The organism is Yoonia rosea, from assembly GCF_900156505.1.
In the GTDB taxonomy this organism is placed as follows: Bacteria; Pseudomonadota; Alphaproteobacteria; order Rhodobacterales; family Rhodobacteraceae; genus Yoonia; species Yoonia rosea.
In genome coordinates, this window is the sequence record NZ_FTPR01000001.1 from 1000129 (window position 1) to 1021789 (window position 21661).

At 59.8% G+C, this 21661-nt stretch carries 22 protein-coding genes; 15 read left to right on the forward strand and 7 right to left on the reverse strand.

Annotated elements, in window-relative coordinates; translation table 11 throughout:
- Nucleotides 1-26 precede the first annotated feature (26 nt).
- A complete protein-coding gene (locus B0B09_RS04860; protein ID WP_055293424.1) occupies nt 27-866 on the forward strand; it encodes an AAA family ATPase in 840 nt (279 codons plus the stop codon).
- Here B0B09_RS04860 and B0B09_RS04865 read toward each other — a convergent pair.
- Nucleotides 863-1234: a hypothetical protein gene (locus tag B0B09_RS04865; protein WP_131824995.1), complete on the reverse strand. Its 372-nt coding sequence runs from the start codon at nt 1232-1234 to the stop codon at nt 863-865. The genes B0B09_RS04860 and B0B09_RS04865 overlap by 4 nt on opposite strands.
- 114 nt (nt 1235-1348) lie before the next feature.
- Between B0B09_RS04865 and B0B09_RS04870 the strand changes: the two genes are divergently transcribed.
- The 7 genes from B0B09_RS04870 to B0B09_RS04895 are packed head-to-tail and all read left to right on the forward strand — an operon-like array spanning nt 1349 to nt 6256.
- On the forward strand, nt 1349-1807 hold the full coding sequence (locus tag B0B09_RS04870) for a GNAT family N-acetyltransferase (protein ID WP_076658590.1): 459 nt from the start codon (nt 1349-1351) through the stop codon (nt 1805-1807).
- The gene (locus B0B09_RS04875; RefSeq protein ID WP_076658591.1) at nt 1804-3150 is read left to right on the forward strand and encodes a DUF2927 domain-containing protein; all 1347 of its coding nucleotides are present in this window, start codon (nt 1804-1806) and stop codon (nt 3148-3150) included. Before B0B09_RS04870 ends, B0B09_RS04875 begins: the two co-directional genes overlap by 4 nt.
- A gap of 15 nt (nt 3151-3165) precedes the next feature.
- Nucleotides 3166-3333 carry a hypothetical protein gene (locus B0B09_RS17870; RefSeq protein ID WP_165689266.1) on the forward strand — a complete coding sequence of 56 codons (168 nt, stop codon included), beginning with the start codon at nt 3166-3168 and terminating at the stop codon, nt 3331-3333.
- A gap of 3 nt (nt 3334-3336) precedes the next feature.
- Nucleotides 3337-4524, forward strand: coding sequence for a vWA domain-containing protein (locus B0B09_RS04880; protein WP_076658592.1), 1188 nt, complete (start codon nt 3337-3339; stop codon nt 4522-4524).
- Nucleotides 4525-4536: 12 nt separating this feature from the next.
- On the forward strand, nt 4537-4896 hold the full coding sequence (locus tag B0B09_RS04885; protein ID WP_076658593.1) for a hypothetical protein: 360 nt from the start codon (nt 4537-4539) through the stop codon (nt 4894-4896).
- Nucleotides 4889-5539 carry a DedA family protein gene (locus B0B09_RS04890; protein WP_076658594.1) on the forward strand — a complete coding sequence of 217 codons (651 nt, stop codon included), beginning with the start codon at nt 4889-4891 and terminating at the stop codon, nt 5537-5539. Before B0B09_RS04885 ends, B0B09_RS04890 begins: the two co-directional genes overlap by 8 nt.
- Before the next feature lie 30 nt (nt 5540-5569).
- Nucleotides 5570-6256: a M48 family metallopeptidase gene (locus tag B0B09_RS04895; protein WP_076658595.1), complete on the forward strand. Its 687-nt coding sequence runs from the start codon at nt 5570-5572 to the stop codon at nt 6254-6256.
- An 88-nt stretch (nt 6257-6344) separates the two neighbouring features.
- Here the strand turns inward: B0B09_RS04895 and B0B09_RS04900 are convergent, their stop codons facing one another.
- From B0B09_RS04900 to B0B09_RS04910, 3 genes are read right to left on the reverse strand one after another with little or no spacing between them, the layout of a single operon-like run.
- Nucleotides 6345-6887 (reverse strand): RSP_2648 family PIN domain-containing protein, encoded by a 543-nt coding sequence (locus B0B09_RS04900; RefSeq protein WP_076658596.1) that lies wholly within the window; start codon nt 6885-6887, stop codon nt 6345-6347.
- On the reverse strand, nt 6884-8089 hold the full coding sequence (locus B0B09_RS04905; protein ID WP_076658597.1) for an RSP_2647 family RNA methyltransferase: 1206 nt from the start codon (nt 8087-8089) through the stop codon (nt 6884-6886). The genes B0B09_RS04900 and B0B09_RS04905 overlap by 4 nt, the downstream gene beginning before the upstream one ends.
- Before the next feature lie 51 nt (nt 8090-8140).
- Nucleotides 8141-8695, reverse strand: a complete 555-nt coding sequence (locus tag B0B09_RS04910; protein WP_055292993.1) for a DUF6778 family protein — start codon at nt 8693-8695, stop codon at nt 8141-8143.
- Nucleotides 8696-8858: 163 nt separating this feature from the next.
- Between B0B09_RS04910 and edd the strand changes: the two genes are divergently transcribed.
- From edd to B0B09_RS04925, 3 genes are all read left to right on the forward strand, one after another.
- Nucleotides 8859-10664, forward strand: a complete 1806-nt coding sequence (edd, locus tag B0B09_RS04915) for a phosphogluconate dehydratase (RefSeq protein WP_076658598.1) — start codon at nt 8859-8861, stop codon at nt 10662-10664.
- A 79-nt stretch (nt 10665-10743) separates the two neighbouring features.
- Nucleotides 10744-11382, forward strand: a complete 639-nt coding sequence (eda, locus tag B0B09_RS04920; protein ID WP_076658599.1) for a bifunctional 4-hydroxy-2-oxoglutarate aldolase/2-dehydro-3-deoxy-phosphogluconate aldolase — start codon at nt 10744-10746, stop codon at nt 11380-11382.
- A gap of 79 nt (nt 11383-11461) precedes the next feature.
- Nucleotides 11462-13651: a methyl-accepting chemotaxis protein gene (locus B0B09_RS04925; RefSeq protein WP_076658600.1), complete on the forward strand. Its 2190-nt coding sequence runs from the start codon at nt 11462-11464 to the stop codon at nt 13649-13651.
- 37 nt (nt 13652-13688) lie between these two features.
- Here B0B09_RS04925 and B0B09_RS04930 read toward each other — a convergent pair whose 3' ends face one another.
- Both B0B09_RS04930 and B0B09_RS04935 read right to left on the reverse strand, forming a co-directional pair.
- A complete protein-coding gene (locus B0B09_RS04930) occupies nt 13689-13958 on the reverse strand; it encodes a hypothetical protein (protein WP_055292997.1) in 270 nt (89 codons plus the stop codon).
- Complete coding sequence (locus B0B09_RS04935) at nt 13955-16720, reverse strand: [protein-PII] uridylyltransferase family protein (RefSeq protein ID WP_076658601.1); 2766 nt, start codon at nt 16718-16720, stop codon at nt 13955-13957. The genes B0B09_RS04930 and B0B09_RS04935 overlap by 4 nt, the downstream gene beginning before the upstream one ends.
- 80 nt (nt 16721-16800) lie before the next feature.
- Here B0B09_RS04935 and B0B09_RS04940 point away from each other — a divergent pair, with 80 nt between their 5' ends.
- From B0B09_RS04940 to B0B09_RS04955, 4 genes are all read left to right on the forward strand, one after another.
- Entirely contained in the window at nt 16801-17271 is a 471-nt protein-coding gene (locus B0B09_RS04940; RefSeq protein ID WP_076659799.1) for a YbaK/EbsC family protein, read from the forward strand.
- A gap of 115 nt (nt 17272-17386) precedes the next feature.
- Entirely contained in the window at nt 17387-17824 is a 438-nt protein-coding gene (locus B0B09_RS04945; RefSeq protein WP_076658602.1) for a DUF2852 domain-containing protein, read from the forward strand.
- A 59-nt stretch (nt 17825-17883) separates the two neighbouring features.
- Nucleotides 17884-18342 carry an RDD family protein gene (locus B0B09_RS04950; protein WP_242654342.1) on the forward strand — a complete coding sequence of 153 codons (459 nt, stop codon included), beginning with the start codon at nt 17884-17886 and terminating at the stop codon, nt 18340-18342.
- Nucleotides 18343-18415: 73 nt separating this feature from the next.
- On the forward strand, nt 18416-19222 hold the full coding sequence (locus B0B09_RS04955; RefSeq protein WP_076658604.1) for an arginyltransferase: 807 nt from the start codon (nt 18416-18418) through the stop codon (nt 19220-19222).
- 72 nt (nt 19223-19294) lie between these two features.
- Here B0B09_RS04955 and B0B09_RS04960 read toward each other — a convergent pair whose 3' ends face one another.
- On the reverse strand, nt 19295-21649 hold the full coding sequence (locus B0B09_RS04960) for a TRAP transporter large permease (protein ID WP_076658605.1): 2355 nt from the start codon (nt 21647-21649) through the stop codon (nt 19295-19297).
- Nucleotides 21650-21661 lie beyond the last annotated feature (12 nt).

Sequence of the window (21661 nt, forward strand, 5' to 3'; positions counted from 1 at the left end):
ACTTTTGCAAATCAAAGGGCAAGCAGATGCAATTCACCGGAACCGAGACTTATATCGCCACTGACGACCTGACCATGGCGGTGAATGCAGCCGTCACGCTGGAACGCCCGCTTTTGGTGAAAGGCGAGCCTGGCACCGGCAAGACCGAGCTTGCGCGGCAGGTCAGCGCGGCCCTTGGGCTCCCTATGATTGAATGGCACATCAAATCGACAACCAAGGCGCAACAGGGGCTTTATGAATACGACGCCGTGAGCCGTTTGCGCGATAGCCAATTGGGCGATGCGCGGGTGCATGACGTGGCCAACTATATCAAGAAGGGCAAGCTCTGGCAGGCCTTCGGCGCGGATGGCAAGGTCGTGCTCTTGATCGACGAGATCGACAAGGCCGATATCGAATTCCCCAACGACCTTTTGCAGGAACTGGACCGGATGGAGTTCCACGTCTACGAGACCGGCGAGACCGTGAAGGCCATCCACCGCCCTGTCGTGATCATCACATCCAACAACGAAAAAGAACTGCCCGACGCCTTTCTGCGCCGCTGTTTTTTCCACTACATCCGCTTTCCCGACATCGACACGATGCGCAAAATCGTCGCGGTCCATCATCCGGGCATCAAAGAACAGTTGCTGACCACCGCCCTCACCCAGTTCTACGAATTGCGTGAAACGGCGGGCCTGAAGAAAAAGCCCTCCACCTCTGAAGTGCTGGACTGGCTCAAGCTGCTATTGGCCGAGGATCTGAGCGCCGAGGACCTCAAACGTGACGGGGCGAATGCGCTGCCGAAACTGCATGGTGCCCTGCTCAAGAACGAGCAGGATGTGCATTTGTTCGAACGGCTGGCGTTTATGGCGCGGGGACAGCGCTAATCGGGGTGAAGGTCAATTCCGCGCGCCTCCGCGAAGGACCGGCAGTAGTCGAACCAATCGCCCATGTCCTCGGAAAACACGGCCATTGCGCCGCGATCCGTCCACTCCTGATATTTTGCGGCTTGCGCAGTTGCGACATAGGCGGCCGGATCTGCAACGCCTTCAGTTTGCGCCTGCAAGACCGCCGCGTTGATCCATTTGGCCTGACCAAAATCAAACAGATAGGCCCGCTCCGGATCGGTCATGAACGCAGCGCCGAACTGATATAGGCCTGCGCATTCCGCCATGCTTTTGCTGAACGGCTGCGCCGCCAGCGGGCCGGACAATCCGATGATAAAGACGATGCTCTGCATGACCAGCTGTTTCATGCAGGTGACTAAACAAACAAAATTACGCCAATTCAAGGCCCCACAGGGAATTGACTGGCCCTATGGCCAAACACCGCTATTGTCTGGCCTAACAAATACGAACGAGCACCGCGCATGACAGCCTCCTCTTCCGCCACGATCCGCCCGCTTGAGGCCAAGGACGAAGTTGCGTGGCGCGCGCTTTGGAAAAGCTATCTTGCCTTCTACAAATCCAGCGTTCCCGAGGCCGTTTATGCCAGTACATTTGCACGCCTGCTGGGCGGGGATGCGCAAGACTTTCACGGCATGGTCGCTGAACAGGACGGCACCATTGTGGGGTTGGTGCACTACCTCTTCCATCGCCATTGCTGGCGGGTCGAGAATGTCTGCTATCTGCAAGACCTCTATGCCGATCCTGCGGTGCGCGGCACAGGGATCGGGCGCAAACTGATCGAAGCGGTCTATCGGGCAGCGGATCAGGCAGGTGCACCGGCAGTTTACTGGCTGACGCAAGAAGATAACGCCGTAGGTCGCCGCCTGTATGATCGCGTGGGCCAGAAAACCGACTTCATCAAATACGCCAGACCCGCATGAAGTACCTTGCCGCTTTTGCCCTCGCCTTTGCAGCGGGCTGTGCCCAGATGCCTGCCGAGCCAGACCCCGTGCGTCTCACATTCCCGGAAATGGCGCGTTTTGCGGGTGAAAGCCCCGGACCGTCCACGCGCCCGAACGCGGAGATTGCGCTGGATTTCGTGGATCTGGCGTTCCGGATGGAAAGTGGGCGGCCTTTGCCTGTCCTGACCCGTTTCGAAGGCCCGATCACTGTGCGGGTCGTCGGACAGCTGCGCCCGGAAAACCGGCAAGATCTTGAGGCGCTCTTGCGCCGCCTGCGCAACGAAGCCCGCATTGATATCCGGCTGACCAATAACACCGACGCCAATATCGTGATCGAGACCCTGCCCAACCGCACCATCCAGCGCGTTGCGCCCAATGCCGCCTGTTTCGTGGTCCCGCGCGTCCAGAGCTGGAGCGAATTGCGCGCCGCGCGTAACACCCCCACCCTTGACTGGGCCACCCTGCAACAGCGCGACAAGGCGGCAATTTTCCTGCCATCGGATGTGACCGCGCAGGAAGTGCGCGATTGTCTGCATGAGGAACTCGCACAGGCGCTTGGCCCGCTGAATGATCTCTACCGGCTGCCTGATTCTGTCTTTAATGATGACAACATGCACGCCGTGCTGACCGGTTTTGATATGCTGATCCTGCGGGCCTATTACGCGCCCGAATTGCGCAGCGGTATGTCCGAACGGCAAGTCGCCGAACGCCTGCCCGCGATCCTTGCGCGGATGAACCCGAGCGGACAACGCCCCGGCGGGCAGATCCCTTCTGAAACATCGCGGGCCTGGATCAACGAAATCACAACCGCTCTGGGAAGTGGCGCCTCTGAACCGCGCCGCAGACAGGCTGCGGCCCGTGCTGTTGCGATCGGGCAATCATTGGGCTGGACCGGCCCGCGCGAAGGCTTTGCCAACTATGCCTACGGCCGTTTGCAGATCGGCAATGACGCGACCCTGTCGCTGGGCGCCTTCAACGCCGCAGGCCGCGCCTATGCGCAAACGCCCGCCACCAATATCCACGCCGCCCATATCGCCCTGCAACTGGCCGCCTTTACGCTGATCTCGCGCGATGCCGACGCCACCATCGCACTGACAACCCCTGCCATCGCGGCCGCCCGCCGCCATGAGAACGCGGCTTTGATGGCGCTGCTGATGATGTTCAAAGCCGAAGCGCTTGATCTCAAAGGCGAGACCGAGGCAGGCATGGCCCTGCGTCTGGACAGTCTGGGGTGGGCGCTTTATGGCTTGGGCGACAGGGATGAGGTCATCTTGAGGCTCAATGAAATTGCGTCTCTGGCCCCGCCTCCGCCCCCAACCTAACAAAGGCCCTTTTCGATGATATTCCCGCTCTCAGGTATGGTTTTCGGTGCAGTCCTCGGTGCGTTGCGCGCGAAATCGAAAGGCGGACGGCGCAAGGATATGCTGCAATGGGGCGCGGTGTTTGCGATCATCTTCGGCCTTATCGGTCTTTTTGTTCTGATCTTCCTGCAACGCAGCTTGTGATCCATGTTTCTGCCCTTCTTTGACAACTTACGCCGGCACGGGGTTCCTGTGTCTTTGCGCGAATTCTTGTCATTTCTGGAAGGGATGAAGGCTGGCCTTGCCACCTATGATGTCGAGGCTTTCTACTTTCTGGCCCGCGCCACCATGGTCAAGGACGAGCGCCACCTCGATAAGTTCGACCGCGCCTTTGCCGCGAGTTTCGAGGGCCTTGACGCAATCCCCGATGAGGCCGTGCTGAATGCCGTTGATATTCCTGCCGACTGGCTGGAAAAACTGGCCGAAAAGCACCTGAGCGACGCAGAGAAAGCCGAAATAGAGGCCATGGGCGGTTTTGATAAGCTGATGGAAACGCTCAAAAAACGCCTTGAAGAACAAAAGGGCCGCCATCAGGGCGGGTCCAAATGGGTCGGCACTGCAGGCACCTCCCCTTTCGGGGCCTACGGCTATAACCCCGAAGGCGTGCGGATCGGCCAGAAAGAGAGCCGCCACCAGCGCGCCGTGAAAGTCTGGGACAAGCGCGAATTCAAGAACCTCGATGACACGGTCGAACTGGGCACACGCAACATCAAAGTTGCGCTGAAACGCCTGCGCCGCTGGGCACGTGACGGGGCGAACGAAGAACTGGACCTGAACGGCACCATCCGCGCCACCGCCGAACACGGCTATCTGGATGTGCAAACCCGCCCCGAGCGGCGCAATGCTGTGAAAGTCCTGCTCTTCCTCGATATCGGGGGGTCGATGGACCCGCATATCAAAGTGGTGGAAGAGCTGTTCAGCGCCGCCAAATCCGAATTCAAGCATTTCGAATATTTCTACTTCCACAACTGCCTTTATGAGGGCGTGTGGAAAAACAACCGCCGCCGCTGGAACGCGCAAACGCCGACATGGGATGTGCTGCGGACCTACGGGTCTGATTACAAATGCATCTTCGTGGGTGACGCCAGCATGTCGCCCTATGAAATCGCCTTCAAGGGCGGCGCGAACGAACACTGGAACGAAGAGGCAGGCCAGACTTGGCTGGAACGGGCGCGCGACCAATGGCCCAACCATCTCTGGATCAATCCGCTTGACGAACGCTACTGGCCTTACACACAGTCGATCCAGATGATCCGGGAAATTTTTGGCCCCGACCGTATGGTGCCGATGACACTCTCGGGGATTGACGCGGGCATGCGGACCTTGGGGCGCTAGGAGGCACAGGCGATGTGGCACCATCTCAAAGACTTTTGGACCCACAATCGCCCAGCTTTTCTTGCCTTTCTAGTGGTTTTTGCACTGACCGGCGTTTTCGGTATGCGCGCTGTCACGCAATACATCTACTGGTCCGATCCGGGAAAACAGAACCAGACTTTGGCCGGATGGATGACCCCGCGCTATGTGGCCAAATCGTATAACGTGCCCCCCGAGGTGATCAAAGCGGCGTGGAACCTGAACCCCGACAGCGCATTACGGCGCGCCTCGCTTGACACGATCGCGCAGGAACTGGGGCTCACGCTGGAAGAGATGCAGCAGCGGGTTGCAGCTGCGGCATTAGCCTTTCACGCAGGTCAAACCGATGAATGATCTGATCCTCGGGCTCGCGGCGGACTATGGCGTTCCCCTGCTCTTTATTGTGACATTCCTCAGCTGTCTGGCCCTGCCGGTTCCGTCATCACTGTTGATGCTGGCCTCGGGTGGTTTTGCAGCTGCGGGTGATTTGTCATTGGCAGCCGTGACCGCCGCCGCTTTTTGTGGGGCGGTCCTGGGCGACAATACGGGGTATTGGGTGGCGCGCCGGTTGGGTGCGCGCATGGATCGCTGGCTTATGGCGAAACCAAAACGGGCGGCGCTGCGCAGCAAATCCGCGCAATTCATGGACAAATGGGGCGGGTCTGCTGTGTTTTTCTCGCGCTGGCTGGTGTCCCCGCTGGGCCCGCATATCAACTACGTCAGCGGCCTTGCGCGGTTTCATTGGCCCCGCTTTGCGCTCTGGTCCATGAGCGGCGAGCTTGTCTGGGTCGCTCTCTATGTCGGGCTGGGCTATGTTTTTGCGGATAACATGACAGCAATCGCCAGCATCTCGGGCAACCTTTCGGGCTTTCTTGCGGCGGGTGTGCTGGCGACAGGGCTCGGCCTGTGGCTGGTGAAATCCAGCAAGGCGCGGGCACGGCGCAGGGCGGGCGACGCGGCGCCAAATGTCGCAGATGAAAACCCCCGTCAGGCTTGAGAAACAGCCGCAAACGCCCATATTACTCTAATGATCAAGTTCACACCGATCCTTCTTGCCGTGCTCTACGGCCTTGCGATGTACCGCTTCTCGATGTGGCGCACCAAGCGTGAGCTTGACGCGCGATCCACCGAGCTTGCCGATCCGATCCTCAAGGTGCTGATGGACCGCATGGCCAAGGCGCTCGATATCGAGCGGATCAAGGTGCATATCTATGAAATCGAACCGGTCAACGGGCTGGCCGCCCCTGACGGGCGCATTTTCATCACCCGCGGGTTCTATAACAAATACCGTGCAGGCGAGGTCACCTCCGAAGAAATGGCCAGTGTGATCGCTCATGAAATGGGCCACGTGGCCTTGGGCCATTCACGCCGCCGGATGATTGATTTCTCGGGGCAGAACGCGATGCGCACGGCACTTGCGATGATTCTGGGGCGCTTTGTGCCTTTTGTCGGCCCATGGATCGCCAATGCGCTGATGAGCCTGCTGGCCGCCCGCCTGTCGCGCAGTGACGAGTTCGAGGCTGACGCCTATGCCTCGGCCCTGCTGGTCAAAGCAGGGATCGGCACAGAGCCGCAAAAATCACTCTTCAAGAAACTGGAAACGCTGACGGGCGCCCATGGTGCCGCAACGCCTGCGTGGATGTTGAGCCACCCCAAAACGCCATTGCGCATCGCCGCGATCGAGGCGAATGAAGCCAAGTGGAACGCCGGTTAAACACGCGGCACCGCTTTTCATCTTGCCCGAAATACTCCCGCCGGAGGCACCGGCCCGCGCAATCAGCACCGAGGGTGGCGCAGAAGCACTACGCTTCCAGCGCCTTGCCGAACCGCGGCATCCGCGCCTTTTTCATCAGCGCCCGCATCGTCCACGGCTCGGGCGACAGCCTGTTGGCCGTGTCCAACACACGCGCCGCCACGCCGCGGACCTGATCGGGGGCCTCCGCCAGCAACAAAAGCGCAAAGCCGTCAGGGTCCCACCGCAAAAGTGCCGCATCCCCCAGAATATCCTTGGGGAAATCCTTGGCATTCATCGTCAGAATGCCGTCACAGGACCCGACAACCGCAGCTGTCAGCACATGGATATCCGCAGGATCAGGCAACCAGAACGCCCGCTCCTGCGCCGGATCATAGCGCACCATCGCATCGGGAAATTTCGCCGCCAGCGCTGCAATCTCGCCGCGTGCCCAGACCTCTTGCTCTGGCCCGAGCTTCACCGTCGCCCGCGCCCATTCTTCCAGAATCCGCACCGACCACCGCGCCTCGAACAGCCCCGCCGCAGCGCAGCCCAGAAGCACTTCGCGCATCACGGTGGGATAGAGAACGCAAGCGTCGAGCATCACCCTCATAGGCGGAAGGTCAGCGCTTTCAGATAGCCGCTTTCGGCCAGATGTGGCAGCAACGGATGATCCGGCCCCGCAAATCCGGTGTGGATGATCTGCCCGCGCCGCCCACCGCGCCCGATCCCGCGGGCCGAGGCATTGCGGAACTTCGTCAGATCCGCCGCATGCGAACACGAACATAGCGTCAGATAGCCCCCATCCGCGACCAGTGGTGCCGCAAGCCGGGCGATCCGCTCATAGGCCCGCAGGCCCGCCTCAAGCGAAGATTTAGAAGGGGCAAAGGCCGGCGGATCACAGATCACCACATCAAATGTAGCACCCTCTTCAGCCAAGGCGGTCAACACATCAAAGGCATCGCCTTTGCGTGTTTCGAACCGGTCCGACACCCCCATGGCGGCCGCACCCTGTTCGGCCAGTTCCAGCGCGGGCGCAGAGCCGTCAACCGCCAGTACTGAAGCCGCACCCCCCGCCAATGCCGCCAATCCGAACCCGCCGACATGGCTGAACACATCCAGCACGTGCGCAGCTTTGGACAGTCCGGCCACAAAGGCATGGTTCGGGCGTTGATCAAAAAACAGGCCGGTTTTCTGCCCGCCCATCACATCGGCCATATAAATCGCACCGTTCATCGGCACCTGCACCGGCGCATCGGGGGCGGTGCCCACAAGAACGTCGGTTTTTTCTTCAAGCCCCTCGAGCGTGCGCGCACGCCCTGTCCCGTTCATGATCACGGTGGTGACGCCGGTGACCTCTTGCAGCGCCGCAACCAGCGGTGTGATCAGCAAATCGGCCCAAGCGGCATTAGGCTGGATCACTGCCAGATCGCCAAAACGGTCGATGATGACACCCGGCAACCCGTCGGCCTCGGCATGGACCAGACGGTAGAACGGCGCCTCATAGAGCCGCGCACGATGGGCCAAAGCGCGTTGGAGCTTGCCCGCAAACCACGCCTGATCAATCACCGCAGCCGGATCCTGATCCAGCATACGGCAGATGATCTTGGATGCAGGGTTCACCGTCACAACACCCATGGGCGTGCGATTGGCGTCTTCCAGTTGCGCAATGGTCCCGGGGGTCAGATTGCGGGTGCGGCGGTCTGTGACCAGTTCATTGGCATAAACCCAAGGAAACCCGTGGCGGATCGCACGGGCTTCGGCTTTGGGGATCAGCCGGACAACCGGCATGGCGGAGGATGTATGTTCTGTCATACCCGCCTCCTATCCGCCTTTGGGGCGGCTGGGAAGCCGTGCGATGACAAATTAGACCAATTGCGCCCGCAGCAGGCTGGTCAGAAAATCCGTCACCCGCACCTTCTGCGTCTGGCCTTCGCTTTCCAGTTCGGTTGCACGGGTCCCGCCCGGCGCGTCAAGATTGCCGACAACGCGGCGCGCGGGTTCGATCACGTCACCTGTGTTTGCATTGCGCACAGTCATGTCAAAGACCACATTGTAGACACCGCCCACTGTATAGCGGGTCCTGTTGGTCACCCCGTGAAACCGCACCAGTGTCACATCCACCGTGACAGGCAGCGTGCCATCAACGGTCAGCCGGTTGCGCGCGGCAGCCTCTTCGAACATCGCCGCAATCTGCGGAATGCGCGGTCCCAGCGGATCGCCGCGCCACACCACATCTGCCGTCGGATAAAAGGTTTCGTCTTCCGAAACGGTCAAACCCTCAAGCACATTGAAATTGAAACCTTGCAGCGCATAAGAGCGCTCCATCTGCGGGCGCGCATCACTTTGCAAGCCTGCGGCCGCGCCACAGCCCATAAGCCCCAGAAGAGGAAACGAAACAAGAAAAGTTCTACGATGCATCAGCCCGCCCAATCACGTGTTTTTATTTATTCACCATGGAAATCTGACAATATCAAGACATGTCGGTGACGCCTTTGCAATCTCTCGCATGCGTCCTCTCGCCCCCTTGTTAGCGCTAACGGGTCGTGGTAAGCCATCCGCAAACAGATCGAGGGAGGATGCCATGTCACTGCACCCCAAAATTGCCGAAGTTACGGACCGCATCCGCGCCCGCTCGGAAGGGCCACGCCGGAAATATATGGACACGATGGCCCGCGCGGCCGCCGAAGGCCCGCGCCGGTCGCATCTGACCTGCGGCAACCAGGCCCATGCCTATGCCGCAATGGGCGGCGACAAAGATGCGCTGACGGCGGGCCGGACCCCCAATATCGGCATTATTACCGCCTACAATGACATGCTCTCGGCGCATCAGCCGTTTGAAACCTACCCCGATCTGATCCGCGCCGCCGCCCGTGCGGCCGGTGGGACAGCGCAGGTCGCGGGCGGCGTGCCAGCAATGTGCGATGGCGTGACCCAAGGGCAAACGGGGATGGAACTGTCACTCTTCTCGCGCGATGTGATCGCGCTGGCCGCAGGTGTGGGCCTGTCGCACAACGTCTTTGACAGCGCGGTTTACTTGGGTGTCTGCGATAAAATCGTCCCCGGCCTTGTGATGGCCGCCGCGATCTTCGGCTATATTCCGGGTATCTTCATGCCCGCAGGTCCCATGGTGTCCGGCCTGCCCAACGATGAAAAGGCACGCGTCCGGCAAGAATTCGCCAAAGGCAATATCGGCCGTGAAGAGCTGATGGCGGCCGAAATGGCAAGCTACCACGGCCCCGGCACCTGCACCTTCTATGGCACGGCCAACTCCAACCAGATGCTGATGGAATTCATGGGCCTGCACCTGCCGGGTGCCTCTTTCGTCAATCCCGGCACACCGCTGCGCGACGCGCTGACCACGGCCGCCACAGAACGCGCGCTGGAAATCACGGCGCTTGGCAACGACTATACGCCTGTCTGCGACATCCTTGATGAAAAGGCCTTTGTGAACGGCATCGTTGGTCTGATGGCCACGGGCGGGTCCACAAACCTTGTCATCCACCTGCCCGCCATGGCGAAAGCGGCTGGCGTGATCCTCGATCTTGAGGATTTCAGCGATCTCTCCGCCGTCACACCACTCATGGCCAAGGTCTATCCAAACGGTCTGGCAGATGTGAACCACTTCCACGCCGCAGGCGGACTTGGGTTTATGATTGGTGAGCTTTTGAACGCGGGCCTTCTGCACGACGATACCAAGACCGTCGCAGGGCAAGGCCTTGAACGCTATTCCCAGGAACCCAAGCTGGTGGATGGCCGCGTGGAATACGCCGCAGGTACAACCACATCGCTGAACGAAAAAATCCTGCGCCCCGTCACCGATCCGTTCCAACCGCAGGGGGGCCTCGTGCAACTCTCCGGCAATCTCGGACGCGGCGTGATTAAAACCTCTGCCGTGGCCCTCGAGCGTCACGTGGTCGAGGCCCCTGCCCGTGTGTTCCACACCCAAGAGGCCGTCAAAGACGCCTTCAAAGCAGGCGAGTTCACGCAAGACACGATCATCGTCGTCCGCTTTCAAGGCCCCAAATCCAACGGGATGCCCGAACTGCACGGCCTGACACCGACATTGGCCGTGCTGCAGGACCGTGGTCTGAAAGTGGCGCTTGTCACCGACGGGCGCATGTCGGGCGCTTCGGGCAAAGTCCCCTCAGCTATCCACGTCTGCCCCGAAGCAGCCGATCACGGCCCCATCGCCCTGATCCGCGACGGTGATATCATCCGGCTTGACGCGACAACCGGTACGATCGAAGTCAAAGGTGTCGATCTTTCCACCCGCACCCCCGCCACCGCCGATCTGAGCGGCAACGGCACCGGCGTCGGGCGCGAACTCTTCGAGGTGTTTCGCCAGAATGTCGGTCTCGCTGCGGAAGGCGCAGGTGTCGTTGTCTGACCTTCCCTTTCCATGTCCAATCAAACTTCCGCCGGAGGCTCCGACACATGCCCCGCATACCACACGCTAGGATACTGAAATGACCCCACAAGAAGCCTCTGCTGCCGCCGCAAAAGTCTGCCTCATGGCCCCTGTCGTCCCGGTTCTCGTTGTTGATGACGCCGGTATCGCAGCCGCATTGGCACGGGCGCTTGTCGCTGGTGGCCTGCCCGCACTGGAAGTCACGCTGCGCACCCCCGCCGCTTTGGATGTGATCCGCGAAATGGCGACGGTTTCAGGCGGTGTGGTCGGCGCAGGCACACTTTTAACACCCAAAGACGTCGAAGATGCCAAAGCCGCCGGTGCGACCTTCGGCGTATCGCCCGGCGCCACGGATCGTTTGCTGGACGCCTGTGAAGCCAATGACCTGCCGCTCCTGCCCGGTGCCGCGACAGCCTCCGAGGCGATGCGCCTGCTGGAACGCGGCTATACCGTGCAAAAATTCTTCCCCGCCGAGGCAAATGGCGGCGCCCCTGCACTCAAGGCGATTGGCGCGCCGATCCCGCAGGTGAAATTCTGCCCGACAGGTGGTGTGACTTTGAAAAATGCGCCGGATTACTTGGGGCTCAGCAACACGCTCTGCGTTGGTGGTTCATGGGTTGCACCCAAGAATCTGGTGGAGGCGCAGGATTGGGCCGGCATCACTGCTTTGGCCGCCGAGGCTGCTGCTCTGTCATGAACGCAGGGTGCGTGGCGGCTTTCACGCCATGTTAGGAAATTGGCTCTAGGGGTTTCTCAAATGTTTTGAGGACCCGCCAATGCTTGACTCATGGCCAATATCGCGACGCGTGAACACCGGCTTTCTCATCGTGACGCTGATGCTGGTTGGCTTGGCCGTGTTTTCACACCGAACGGTCGGTGCGCTTGGCAAAGTCTATGAAGAATATCGGCAAATCGCGAACCAGAAGATCGCCATTTCCGCTTTTGTCGAAGACATCTTCGAGGCGAAACAAGCGGCCTTGCAGTACCGCATCACGCCAGACCCGGTCTTCCGTGAACAAGTCAGTAGCAATATTGACGAGGTGTTGGATGGTACAGTTTTTCTGAACTCTTTTGCGACTGCGCCAGATAGGTTGGCCGCAGTCGAAACCATCCTGGGCACAGCGCGCACATATCAGGGGCAGTTCACCCTGATGGCCAATGCCCTTGAAACGGCTAATGTCGTGGAACGCGATTTTTCCGCGCGCTCGGACCAGCTTCAAAGGGAAACGGGAACGGCGTTTGACCTTGCGCTGCAGTCGGCCAATCCGGCACTCACATCAGCAGTGGGACGGTGCCTGCAAACCCTGTACACCGCCATTCTGGCCGGAAAGCGCTATCTGGCATCAAGTGACACCGCTGACCTGGACGAATTCACCACAGAGTATACCACCTTTGGCAACGCACTGAAGCGCTTGGAGGCACTGAACCGCCAAGACAACATCACTGAGGTCGTCAACCGGATCAAAGACCTGATGAGCGGCTATCCCGAGATGCTCAATGCCTTCTCCGTCGCAAATGCAGATGCAAAGAATATCCAGAACGAGGTGCTCGACCGGATTGGCCCAGAGATGCAGGAGCGGTTGGACGATGTCGCCGCAGCGATCGCCGACCGACAAAGCGATCTTGGCGCCGAAGGCAGTATGATCGTCAGTCAGATACGCGCAGTCATCCCGATTGCTGGCGTGGTTGCAACGTTCTTTGCGCTCGCTGCCGCCTATGTCATCGGGCGCTGGATCAGCGGCGCCATCGCAAGGCTGGCAGACGTCACAGACAGGCTGGCCTCAGGCGACAACGAAGTCACCATTTCCGGCACCGAACACCCGCATGAATTGGGGCGCATGGCGCGGGCACTCCTGATATTCCGCGACACGCAGATCGAACGGATCGCAAGTGCGGCCGAGCAGGCAAAACTGCGCGCCGAACAGGATGCGGTGGTCAGCACGATGAAACGCCAGCTTGCGGCGCTCGCGGCGGGCAACCTTACCGCTGAAATCAAGGAACCCTTCGCTCCGGAATATGAAGAGCTGCGCATCAATTTCAACGATGCTCTCACCGGCCTGCACAGCGCAATGCGGCGGGTCATCGAAACCTCGGCGCTGATTGGTGATAACGCGACCGAATCAAACATCGCTACAGCAAATCTTTCCCAACGCACCGAAAATCAGGCCGCGACCCTTGAAGAAACGGCCGCTGCACTGGATCAATTGACCGCAAGCGTCCGCTCGGCGGCCGAACACGCCAAGTCGGTCGACACATCTGTGACCAAAGCACGTACAGAGGCGGCGAAGAACGGAGAAATCGTGGCACAGGCCGTCAGCGCCATGAGCGCAATCGAACACTCCTCAAAGCAGATCACACAGGTCATCAGCGTCATCGACGATATTGCCTTCCAGACCAATCTTCTGGCCCTGAACGCCGGGGTTGAGGCCGCGCGCGCCGGCGAATCCGGCAAAGGCTTTGCCGTTGTCGCTTCTGAAGTGCGCGCACTGGCCCAACGGTCAGCCGATGCTGCCAAAGAGATCGCGGGACTGATCGAAAACAGTTCCCGCCATGTGGCCCAAGGCACACAGCTGGTGGGACATGCAGGTGATGCGTTGTCCGAGATTATCACACAGGTGAACGACATCGCATCCATGACATCCCAGATCGCAACCAGTGCCGAGGAACAGGCGATTGGTCTGTCTGAAATCAATGTTGGCGTGAACCAACTGGATCAAGTGACCCAACAGAACGCCGCAATGGTACAGGACTCGATCACGCGCGGCGATGCGCTGGCGACAGAAACAAGCAAACTCAACGCCTTGATCGGCAAATTCAAAATGACATCACAGCGTATGACGCCCGCCGTCCCAGCTGATACCGCCGACGCCTTGCGTGACGCCATCGCAAGAACCCATAAACCGGCGCATACCATGCCGCGTCCGACGTCACATGTCGCCGCAGAACCGGCGTGGCAGGATTTCTGACCAGACCAAGCCACCCGGAAAGGGCTGGATCACTGCGCTAGACGCGCCCGCGTCGCCCGCCCTTACGCTTCGGGGTCGGTGGCTCTTGCAGTGCGGCGCGCAGGGTTTCCAGCATTGGGTGCGTTTGCGGTGCGTGATCGCGATAATGGGTGATCAGCTTGCTTGCCTCGACCCGCACGTCATACCCCGCCGGCAGCCCAAGTGCCCAATCCAGAAAAATGCTCCGACATTCCGGCGCGCCGATCCCCTCAATCGCAAAGGACTCGTGGATCAGCCCCTTTGGGTCAAAAACTGCCTCGTCCGTCATGTGACCTCCAGGTATCGTTGGATGATTGCGCCAGCCTGTTCTTGCGTTGCACGTAACGCGGCCAAAAGCGTCTCGACATCTTTCGCGCCTGTTTCGCGCAGGATCAAGCGCTTTGCGCCCTCAGAGAGATCGCCCAGCTCGCCCTCTTCACCGGCCAGAAACCGCAGGGCCGTTTGCAACTGCCAGAAAAGATCAAAGGCAGCACCCAGTATCTCCGCATCACCTGCCGTGATCCAACCATCCGCAACACCGGCCTGTAGTTGATGCTGGGTATCCGCAGCACCGTCAGCGGCTTTCAACGCGACGGTCTGGGCAAAAAGTTCAATATCCTGCAAGCGCCCGGGGCCGATCTTGGTGTCCCATCCGGCACCCTGCCCCTTTTCCGTCGCGATCCGCGCGCGCATGTCAGCCACATCCGCCAAAATATTTGCCCCCTCCGATTTGGCCTGCAAAAGCGCCGTGCGAAACGCCTTGATCTCTGCGCAAAGACCGTCATCACCTGCGATCGCACGCGCGCGGGTCAGCGCCAGATGCTCCCATGTCCAGGCTTCGTTTTTCTGGTAGTCCTCGAATGAGGCCAGCGAGGTCGCCACTGGGCCCTGCCGCCCTGAGGGGCGCAAACGCATGTCCACCTCATAAAGCCGCCCCTCGGCCATTTGCGCGCTCAATGCCGTGATCAATGCTTGCGTGAGACGGGCAAAATAGGTGCGGGTGGGCAGCGGCCTGCGCCCGTCCGACGTTTCCACCCCTTGCGCATCATACACCATGATCAGATCGAGATCAGAGGTGGCCGTTAACCGCGCCGCCCCCAGCGACCCCATCGCGATGACTGCGCCACCACGCCCCGGCATGGCGCCGTGTTTGCGGGCAAAATCGGCCACCACGGCAGGCCAGAGGCCTACAACGACAGCCTCGGCGAGATCGGCGTATTGCCCGCCGGCCTGGGCGGCATCTGTCAGATCACGCAGGAAATGGACACCGATCCTGAAATGCCACTCCTTGGCCCAGCGACGGGCGGCCAGCAATTGGGTCTCATAGTCGTCAGAGGCCGCTATGACCCCGTTCAATTCATCAATAAGTGCGCCCTTGCCGGGCCATTCCGCAAAGAACGCACCACCAAGAACCGCGTCCAGCACACCAGAGTTCCGCGACAGATATTGCGCAAGGGCCGGTGCCGTCGCGCAAATGTCGACGATCAACTGAGTCAGATGCGGGTTGGCCTCAAAAAGCGAAAACAACTGCACACCCGCAGGCAGCCCCGCAAGAAATCCGTCAAACTGGGCCAAAGCTTCATCCGGCTTCGCAGCCTCTTGCAAACGGTCCATGATCTTGGGCGTGATGCGGGCAAAAATCTCGGTCGCGCGGGAAGATCGCAACGCCGGATAGCTGTGCCAGCGCGCGACAATATCCTGCCCCCATTCCAGCGTTTCAGGGTCGGCAGATGATGTATCAGGGCTGAAAAACCCCTCGGTCAGTGCATGGACATCTTCCAGCCTTTCCCGCAGTTCCGTCCGCAGTGCCATCGTCTCTCGCCCCATGAAAGCCGCCAGCCGGTCAAATCCGGCGGCATCCTGCGGCAAGGTCTGGGTCTGTGCGTCATTGATCATCTGCAAGCGGTGCTCGACCTCGCGGTGGTGGCGGTAATGGTCGTAAAGTTGCTCGGCCGTCTGCAATGGTATCCAGTCCGCCGCGGCCAGCGCCAACAAGCCTTCGCGGGTCTGGCGGGCGCGCAGGGAGGGGTCCCGCCCGCCCGCAATCAACTGGCGGGTCTGGGTAAAGAATTCAATCTCGCGGATGCCACCGCGCCCCAGTTTCATGTTATGGCCTTCAAGCACAAGCGGCCCGTGCAGCCCCTTATGGTCGCGGATCTTCAGGCGCATGTCGTGGGCGTCCTGAATGGCTGCGAAATCCAGATGCTTGCGCCAGACAAAAGGGCGCAGGGTTTCGAGGAACCGCGCCCCCGCCACCTGATCGCCCGCGCAAACCCGCGCTTTGATAAAGGCTGCCCTTTCCCACGTGCGACCCACGCTTTCGTAATAGCGTTCGGCGGTTTCCATCGACAGGCAAACAGGCGTGACAGAGGCATCGGGGCGCAGGCGCAGATCGGTCCGGAAGACATAGCCGCCTTCGCGCAGGTCGGACAGGATCGCCGTCATCTTGCGGGTGACGCGAATGAAGGCGCTGCGCACTTCGTGATAATCGTCAGGATCAAAGCGCGTCTCGTCAAAGAGGCAGATCAGATCAATGTCGGAGGAATAATTCAGCTCGCCCGCGCCCATCTTGCCCATGGCCAGCACGACCATACCGCCTGCATCGGCAGGGTCACCACCGCCAGGCAGTTTGCCGCGCGCAACCTCTGCCGCGACCAGCTGGCTCACCGCCGCCTGCACTGCCGCATCGGCAAAATCCGTGAGAATTTGCGTCACCGTCTCCAGCGGCCAGACGCCTCCCAGATCGGCGAGGCCGGTGAGCAGCGCGATACGCCGCTTGGCCTGTCGCAAGGCAAGCGGCAGATCGGACAAAGCGACCTTGGGAATATCCGCAAGCAGATCGGCAACCGCCGCTTCGGGGTCGACGAAAGCCGCTTCGATCCAAGCCCCCTCGCGGCGCAGCAAATCGGCCAGAAACGGGCTGCACCCGGCCGTTCCGGCAATCAGACTGCGCAGCTCGGGCGGCAGTGACGGAAATTCTGCAAGGGCATCCTGCCCCCGATCAACGTCGAATGGATAAGGCGAACGGGTGATGCGTGCGGCAAATGACATGGGCCCACACTGCGGCGCAGTTGCGCTCTGGTCAATCCGTCACGCGGGGGTAGACTGGCCCCAAAAAGGACATGACGATCATGAGCAAAAGTCTCAAACGGGTGATCGCCGCGTTGTCGGAAGCCGGTCACGAAATTGCGCCACTGGAGCTTGGCCCCGAAACGCGCACGGCACAGCAGGCCGCCGATGCTGCGGGATGCGCGCTGGACCAGATCGCGAAATCGGTGATTTTTGCAGGGCAGACCAGCGGGCGGGCAATTCTTTTCATCACCGCAGGCGGCAACCGCGTTGACCCGGCCAAAGCCAGTGCCGTGGCGGACGAGCCGTTGGGCAAGGCCGATGCCGCCCTGATCCGCGCACAAACAGGGTTTGCCATCGGCGGGGTGGCACCGGTGGGCCACCTTGCCCCGATCACCGCGTTTTTTGATCCGAGACTGCTCGACTTTCCGCTCATCTACGCCGCCGCAGGCACGCCAAGGCATATTTTTCCCATAGCGCCAGCGGATCTCTTGCAAATTTCCAGCGCGCAAGTCGCTGAATTCACATCATAATAAAAGTAAATGTAAAAAACATTTACATCAGGACTTGAAGCAGGCAGGCAAACCTCCAATATCGGTGATGTGAAAAGCATTCACATAAACACACAGATAGCCAAGGAGCCCAACCATGAACACCGCCACATCCCATTCCCCAATGGCAATGCACAACCGTCCCGGTTTTTTTGCCCGTGCCGAGGCTTGGCTTGATGAGCGTGGCAAAGGCGCTTGGATCGCCGCCATGGTTGTCAGCTTTATCGTCTTCTGGCCCATCGGCCTTGCCCTTCTTGCCTATATGATCTGGAGCAAACGCATGTTCAATTCTTCCTGTTCGTCCAAAATCCGCAGCCGCAAACGCCACATGGGTCAATCTTCGGGCAACAGCGCATTTGACGCCTATAAGGCCGAAACGCTGCAGCGTCTGGAAGAAGAGCAGGACAAATTCGAGGCCTTCCTCAAGCGCCTGCGTGACGCCAAGGACAAGGCAGAGTTCGACCAGTTCATGGACGACCGCGCCAAGAAGATGACTGACGCTGACGATACAAACGCCGGTCCTGCCGCTGTCTAAGCGCAGCAGCCTCAAGGGCGGCCTGCTTTCCCCGGCAGGTCGCCCTTCCCTACCCTTTGATGCATGAGTTCACCATGACCACCTCTTACGCATATGCGCCCCATCTTGACTACGACCCCGAACGCTATGAAGGCGTGACCCTCAAACGCGGTATTGCCTGGGTATTTGACGTTGTCATGATCGCCATGCTCTGTGCATTGATCCTGCCGTTCACGGCCTTTACCGGCATCTTCTTCTTTCCCTTCCTGATGCTGGTTGTGGGCTTCATCTATCGCTGGTTCACGCTTGCAAACGGGTCATCAACATGGGGGATGCGCCTGATGGGCATCCGGTTCCGCGACCATCGCGGCGCGCCGCTCTCGTCCGGTTTGGCGCTTGCCCATACGCTTGGATATAGCATCAGCATTGCGATGCCCCCTCTGCAACTGATCTCGATTATCCTGATGCTGGTCACCGAACGGGGCCAGGGCCTGACCGATCTGGTCTTGGGGACCGAGGCGGTGAATATTTATCATTAACTATGTCGCACCCAAGGGGCTTGGCGCAGGGTAAACAGATTGTTAAGCTTCGTCGAAATCAACCGGACCTTGCATGCGCCATACGCTTCCCATTGCCCCGCAGTTTTACGTGACTGCCCCCCAGCCCTGCCCTTATTTGGAAGGGCGGATGGAGCGTAAACTGTTTACCGCACTCCAGGGCGATATGGCCACCAAGCTGAACGATTCTTTGTCCAAACAAGGCTTTCGCCGTTCGCAGAATGTGCTCTACCGGCCCTCTTGTGCGGAATGCTCGGCCTGTATGTCCGCGCGGATTGATGTGTCGAAATTCACCCCCAGCCGCAGTCAGCGCAGGGTTGCCAAACGCGCCGCACACCTCAACCGCCGCGCGACATCGCCTTGGGCGACGGAAGAGCAATACGATCTGTTCCGCGAGTACCTTGACGGGCGGCACGCCACAGGCGGCATGGCCGACATGGATATGTTCGAATTCGCGGCGATGGTCGAAGAAACACCGATCCGGTCCCGCCTGATCGAATACACGACCGAACAGGATCTGACGGCGGTCTGCCTGACCGACATCCTCGATGACGGGTTATCGATGGTGTATTCGTTCTTTGATCCTGCCAGTGAAAAGCTGTCGCTTGGAACCTACGTTATTCTCGATCACATCGCCATCGCCCGCGAATTGGGCCTGCCCTATGTGTATCTGGGCTACTGGGTGCCTGGCAGCCCCAAGATGGACTATAAAGCGAAATACAAGGGCCTTGAAGTGTACCGCGGCGGTGAGTGGACGCCTGTGAAGGACCCGTCGGAATACCGTGCAGACATGCACCCGCTCTCGACCGATCCAATTGCCGAGCAAGTTGCCCGGATCGATCTGCCCGACGGGCGCACCTGACGCAACATGACATAATCTAAAGAAAAAGGGCGGCGCCATCGGCACCGCCCTTTTTTGTCTGTTTGGCCCCGCTTAGTTCAGCAGGTTCGGAACAATCGTCACCACACCCGGCACGAAGGCCAGCAGTAGCAGTGCAAAGACCTGAATACCGATGAACGGCATCACACCCTTATAGATTTGCCCTGTCGTAATCGACTTGGGCGCAACCCCGCGCAGATAGAACAGCGCAAAGCCGAAGGGCGGTGTCAGGAACGATGTTTGCAGGTTCACCGCAATCATGATCGTGACCCACTTGGGATCAAAGGTGCCGCCGTAGATAACCGGCCCTACGATCGGGATAACGATGTAGATGATCTCGAGGAAGTCGAGCACAAAGCCCAGCACGAAAAGCACCAGCATCACCAGCAGGAACACGGTCCATTCGTTGTCGAACGAGCGCAGGAACTGCTGGATGTAGTGTTCGCCACCAAATGATATCAGCACGAGGTTCAAAAGCTGCGAACCGATCAGGATGGTGAAGACCATCGAGGTCACTTTGGCCGTTTCGCGTACAACCGGTGCCAGAACACCGCCCGCGATCAGAACCCAGCAAGACCACAGCAAACCAAACATCGCGTAAAGGAAGGCCGCAAAGGCCACCAGATAGGCCAGACGGTTCTCAAACAGGACCACGTCCTGCCCGAGGCGCAAATCGAAGTTGCCACCAATCACAAGCATGACAACAATCGCGCCAGCGGTCAGAAGTACGATCCGCCCGGAAAGCCCCTGATCCTTACGCTTGCGATAGGCCGCCAGCAGGATGGCACCACCCGCCCCCAAGGCCGCAGCAGGTGTCGGGTTGGTGATGCCGCCAAGGATGGATCCTAGCACAGCAACGATCAGGACAAGCGGCGGGAAGACCACGCGCATGATCTCGTTTCCAGCCAGATATTTGACCGCATGACGCATTCCCAGATAGGTCACGAAAAGCGGGATGATCAAGATCAGCGTGGTGACGCCCGGCGACGTCATCGGCGTGATCAAGACGATATCGGCCAGCAGGATCAGGCCAACACCGGCCGCCCCCAGCCAAAGCGGGCGATGATCGGCACTTGGTGCCACACCACGTGCCAGCGCCAGCAAAAGGCCAAGCAGCACAGCAAGAACCGCAATACCTGTGCCAATCGGTGCCGCATCTTCGGCGGCCTGTACAACAGCGGCTGCGCGCTCTTCCGGTGTCAGTTCGCGCGATGCCGTGGCGCCGCCCGATTCCTCAATCGCTGCCTGCTGGGCGACGGCGGTTTCCCATGCCTCGATCCCGTGCAATTCGATCATGGATGCCTGACATTCTTCGCCGACGCGCGTGCGCAGTGATGCGTTTTCGCTGGCGTCTGTGAAGCTGTCCACAAGGACGGATTGCGAACCCACAAGGTTCACCTGCCCCATGCCGATGGTCAGGGCGATGATACCCGCAGGTACGGCCAACAGCCATGTCAGACCTTCGTTGCGCGTAATCACTTCGCGGCCTGCACTATCGGCAAACTGTACCGCTGGTGCTTTGCTCGGGTTGATCAGCGCAAAGATGAACGCATAGCCCGCATAGAGCGTTGCCAGCAGAACACCCGGCAATAGCGCCGCCTGGAACAAGGTCCCGACGGACAATACGGCAGGTGAGCCGAGATAGGTCAAGGCATCGGTACAGCCCGCCAGTTGCGCGCGGTTTTCCTGTGCGGCGGAATAGATATCACCGGCCAGTGTCCCCAACAGAACAATCACAATCGACGGCGGAATGATCTGTCCCAAGGTGCCCGACGCGGCGATGACGCCGGTGGACAGCTCGGGCGAGTAACCGTTCTTGAGCATGGTTGGCAGTGCCAGCAGACCCATGGTGACAACAGTAGCACCGACGATGCCTGTGGACGCGGCAAGGAAAGCCCCCACGATCACGATGGACACAGCCAAACCACCCGGCAGCGGGCCAAACACCTTTGCCATCGAGGTCAGCAATTCATCCGCAATCCGCGACCGCTCAAGCACGATGCCCATCATCACGAACATCAGAACCGCCAGCAGCGTTTCAATCGACTGGCCCGCAAGCACACGCTCGTTCATGCGGTTGACCATAAAGCCGATGTTGCGGTCCAGCGCCACTTCCCAGCCTTGCGGGAACAACGGCCCCTCGTAACGGGGCAGTTCGGGGTGACTGAATACCGAGATCGTTTCTTGTCGCACCCCTTCGTTGACCAAGGCGCGGAACTCGGCCGAGCTTGAGTCGACCGCCGCGTGTATCAAGAGACCTGCACTATCCAGCCCCGCGATAATCGCGAACGAAATCACCGCAGAGCCCATGATTGCAAAGGCAACAGGGAAGCCCGAAAGGATCCCCGCAAAGAGCGTCAGAAATACGATAATGATACCGATTTCGATGCCATCTAATCCGAAAAGCATGTCTTTACCGCC

Coding starts and splice junctions, on each gene's coding strand:
- B0B09_RS04860 (WP_055293424.1), top strand. CDS start 27: ATGCAATTCACCGGAACCGAGACTTATATCGCCACTGACGACCTGACC.
- B0B09_RS04865 (WP_131824995.1), bottom strand. CDS start 1,234: ATGAAACAGCTGGTCATGCAGAGCATCGTCTTTATCATCGGATTGTCC.
- B0B09_RS04870 (WP_076658590.1), top strand. CDS start 1,349: ATGACAGCCTCCTCTTCCGCCACGATCCGCCCGCTTGAGGCCAAGGAC.
- B0B09_RS04875 (WP_076658591.1), top strand. CDS start 1,804: ATGAAGTACCTTGCCGCTTTTGCCCTCGCCTTTGCAGCGGGCTGTGCC.
- B0B09_RS17870 (WP_165689266.1), top strand. CDS start 3,166: ATGATATTCCCGCTCTCAGGTATGGTTTTCGGTGCAGTCCTCGGTGCG.
- B0B09_RS04880 (WP_076658592.1), top strand. CDS start 3,337: ATGTTTCTGCCCTTCTTTGACAACTTACGCCGGCACGGGGTTCCTGTG.
- B0B09_RS04885 (WP_076658593.1), top strand. CDS start 4,537: ATGTGGCACCATCTCAAAGACTTTTGGACCCACAATCGCCCAGCTTTT.
- B0B09_RS04890 (WP_076658594.1), top strand. CDS start 4,889: ATGAATGATCTGATCCTCGGGCTCGCGGCGGACTATGGCGTTCCCCTG.
- B0B09_RS04895 (WP_076658595.1), top strand. CDS start 5,570: ATGATCAAGTTCACACCGATCCTTCTTGCCGTGCTCTACGGCCTTGCG.
- B0B09_RS04900 (WP_076658596.1), bottom strand. CDS start 6,887: ATGAGGGTGATGCTCGACGCTTGCGTTCTCTATCCCACCGTGATGCGC.
- B0B09_RS04905 (WP_076658597.1), bottom strand. CDS start 8,089: ATGACAGAACATACATCCTCCGCCATGCCGGTTGTCCGGCTGATCCCC.
- B0B09_RS04910 (WP_055292993.1), bottom strand. CDS start 8,695: ATGCATCGTAGAACTTTTCTTGTTTCGTTTCCTCTTCTGGGGCTTATG.
- edd (WP_076658598.1), top strand. CDS start 8,859: ATGTCACTGCACCCCAAAATTGCCGAAGTTACGGACCGCATCCGCGCC.
- eda (WP_076658599.1), top strand. CDS start 10,744: ATGACCCCACAAGAAGCCTCTGCTGCCGCCGCAAAAGTCTGCCTCATG.
- B0B09_RS04925 (WP_076658600.1), top strand. CDS start 11,462: ATGCTTGACTCATGGCCAATATCGCGACGCGTGAACACCGGCTTTCTC.
- B0B09_RS04930 (WP_055292997.1), bottom strand. CDS start 13,958: ATGACGGACGAGGCAGTTTTTGACCCAAAGGGGCTGATCCACGAGTCC.
- B0B09_RS04935 (WP_076658601.1), bottom strand. CDS start 16,720: ATGTCATTTGCCGCACGCATCACCCGTTCGCCTTATCCATTCGACGTT.
- B0B09_RS04940 (WP_076659799.1), top strand. CDS start 16,801: ATGAGCAAAAGTCTCAAACGGGTGATCGCCGCGTTGTCGGAAGCCGGT.
- B0B09_RS04945 (WP_076658602.1), top strand. CDS start 17,387: ATGAACACCGCCACATCCCATTCCCCAATGGCAATGCACAACCGTCCC.
- B0B09_RS04950 (WP_242654342.1), top strand. CDS start 17,884: ATGCATGAGTTCACCATGACCACCTCTTACGCATATGCGCCCCATCTT.
- B0B09_RS04955 (WP_076658604.1), top strand. CDS start 18,416: ATGCGCCATACGCTTCCCATTGCCCCGCAGTTTTACGTGACTGCCCCC.
- B0B09_RS04960 (WP_076658605.1), bottom strand. CDS start 21,649: ATGCTTTTCGGATTAGATGGCATCGAAATCGGTATCATTATCGTATTT.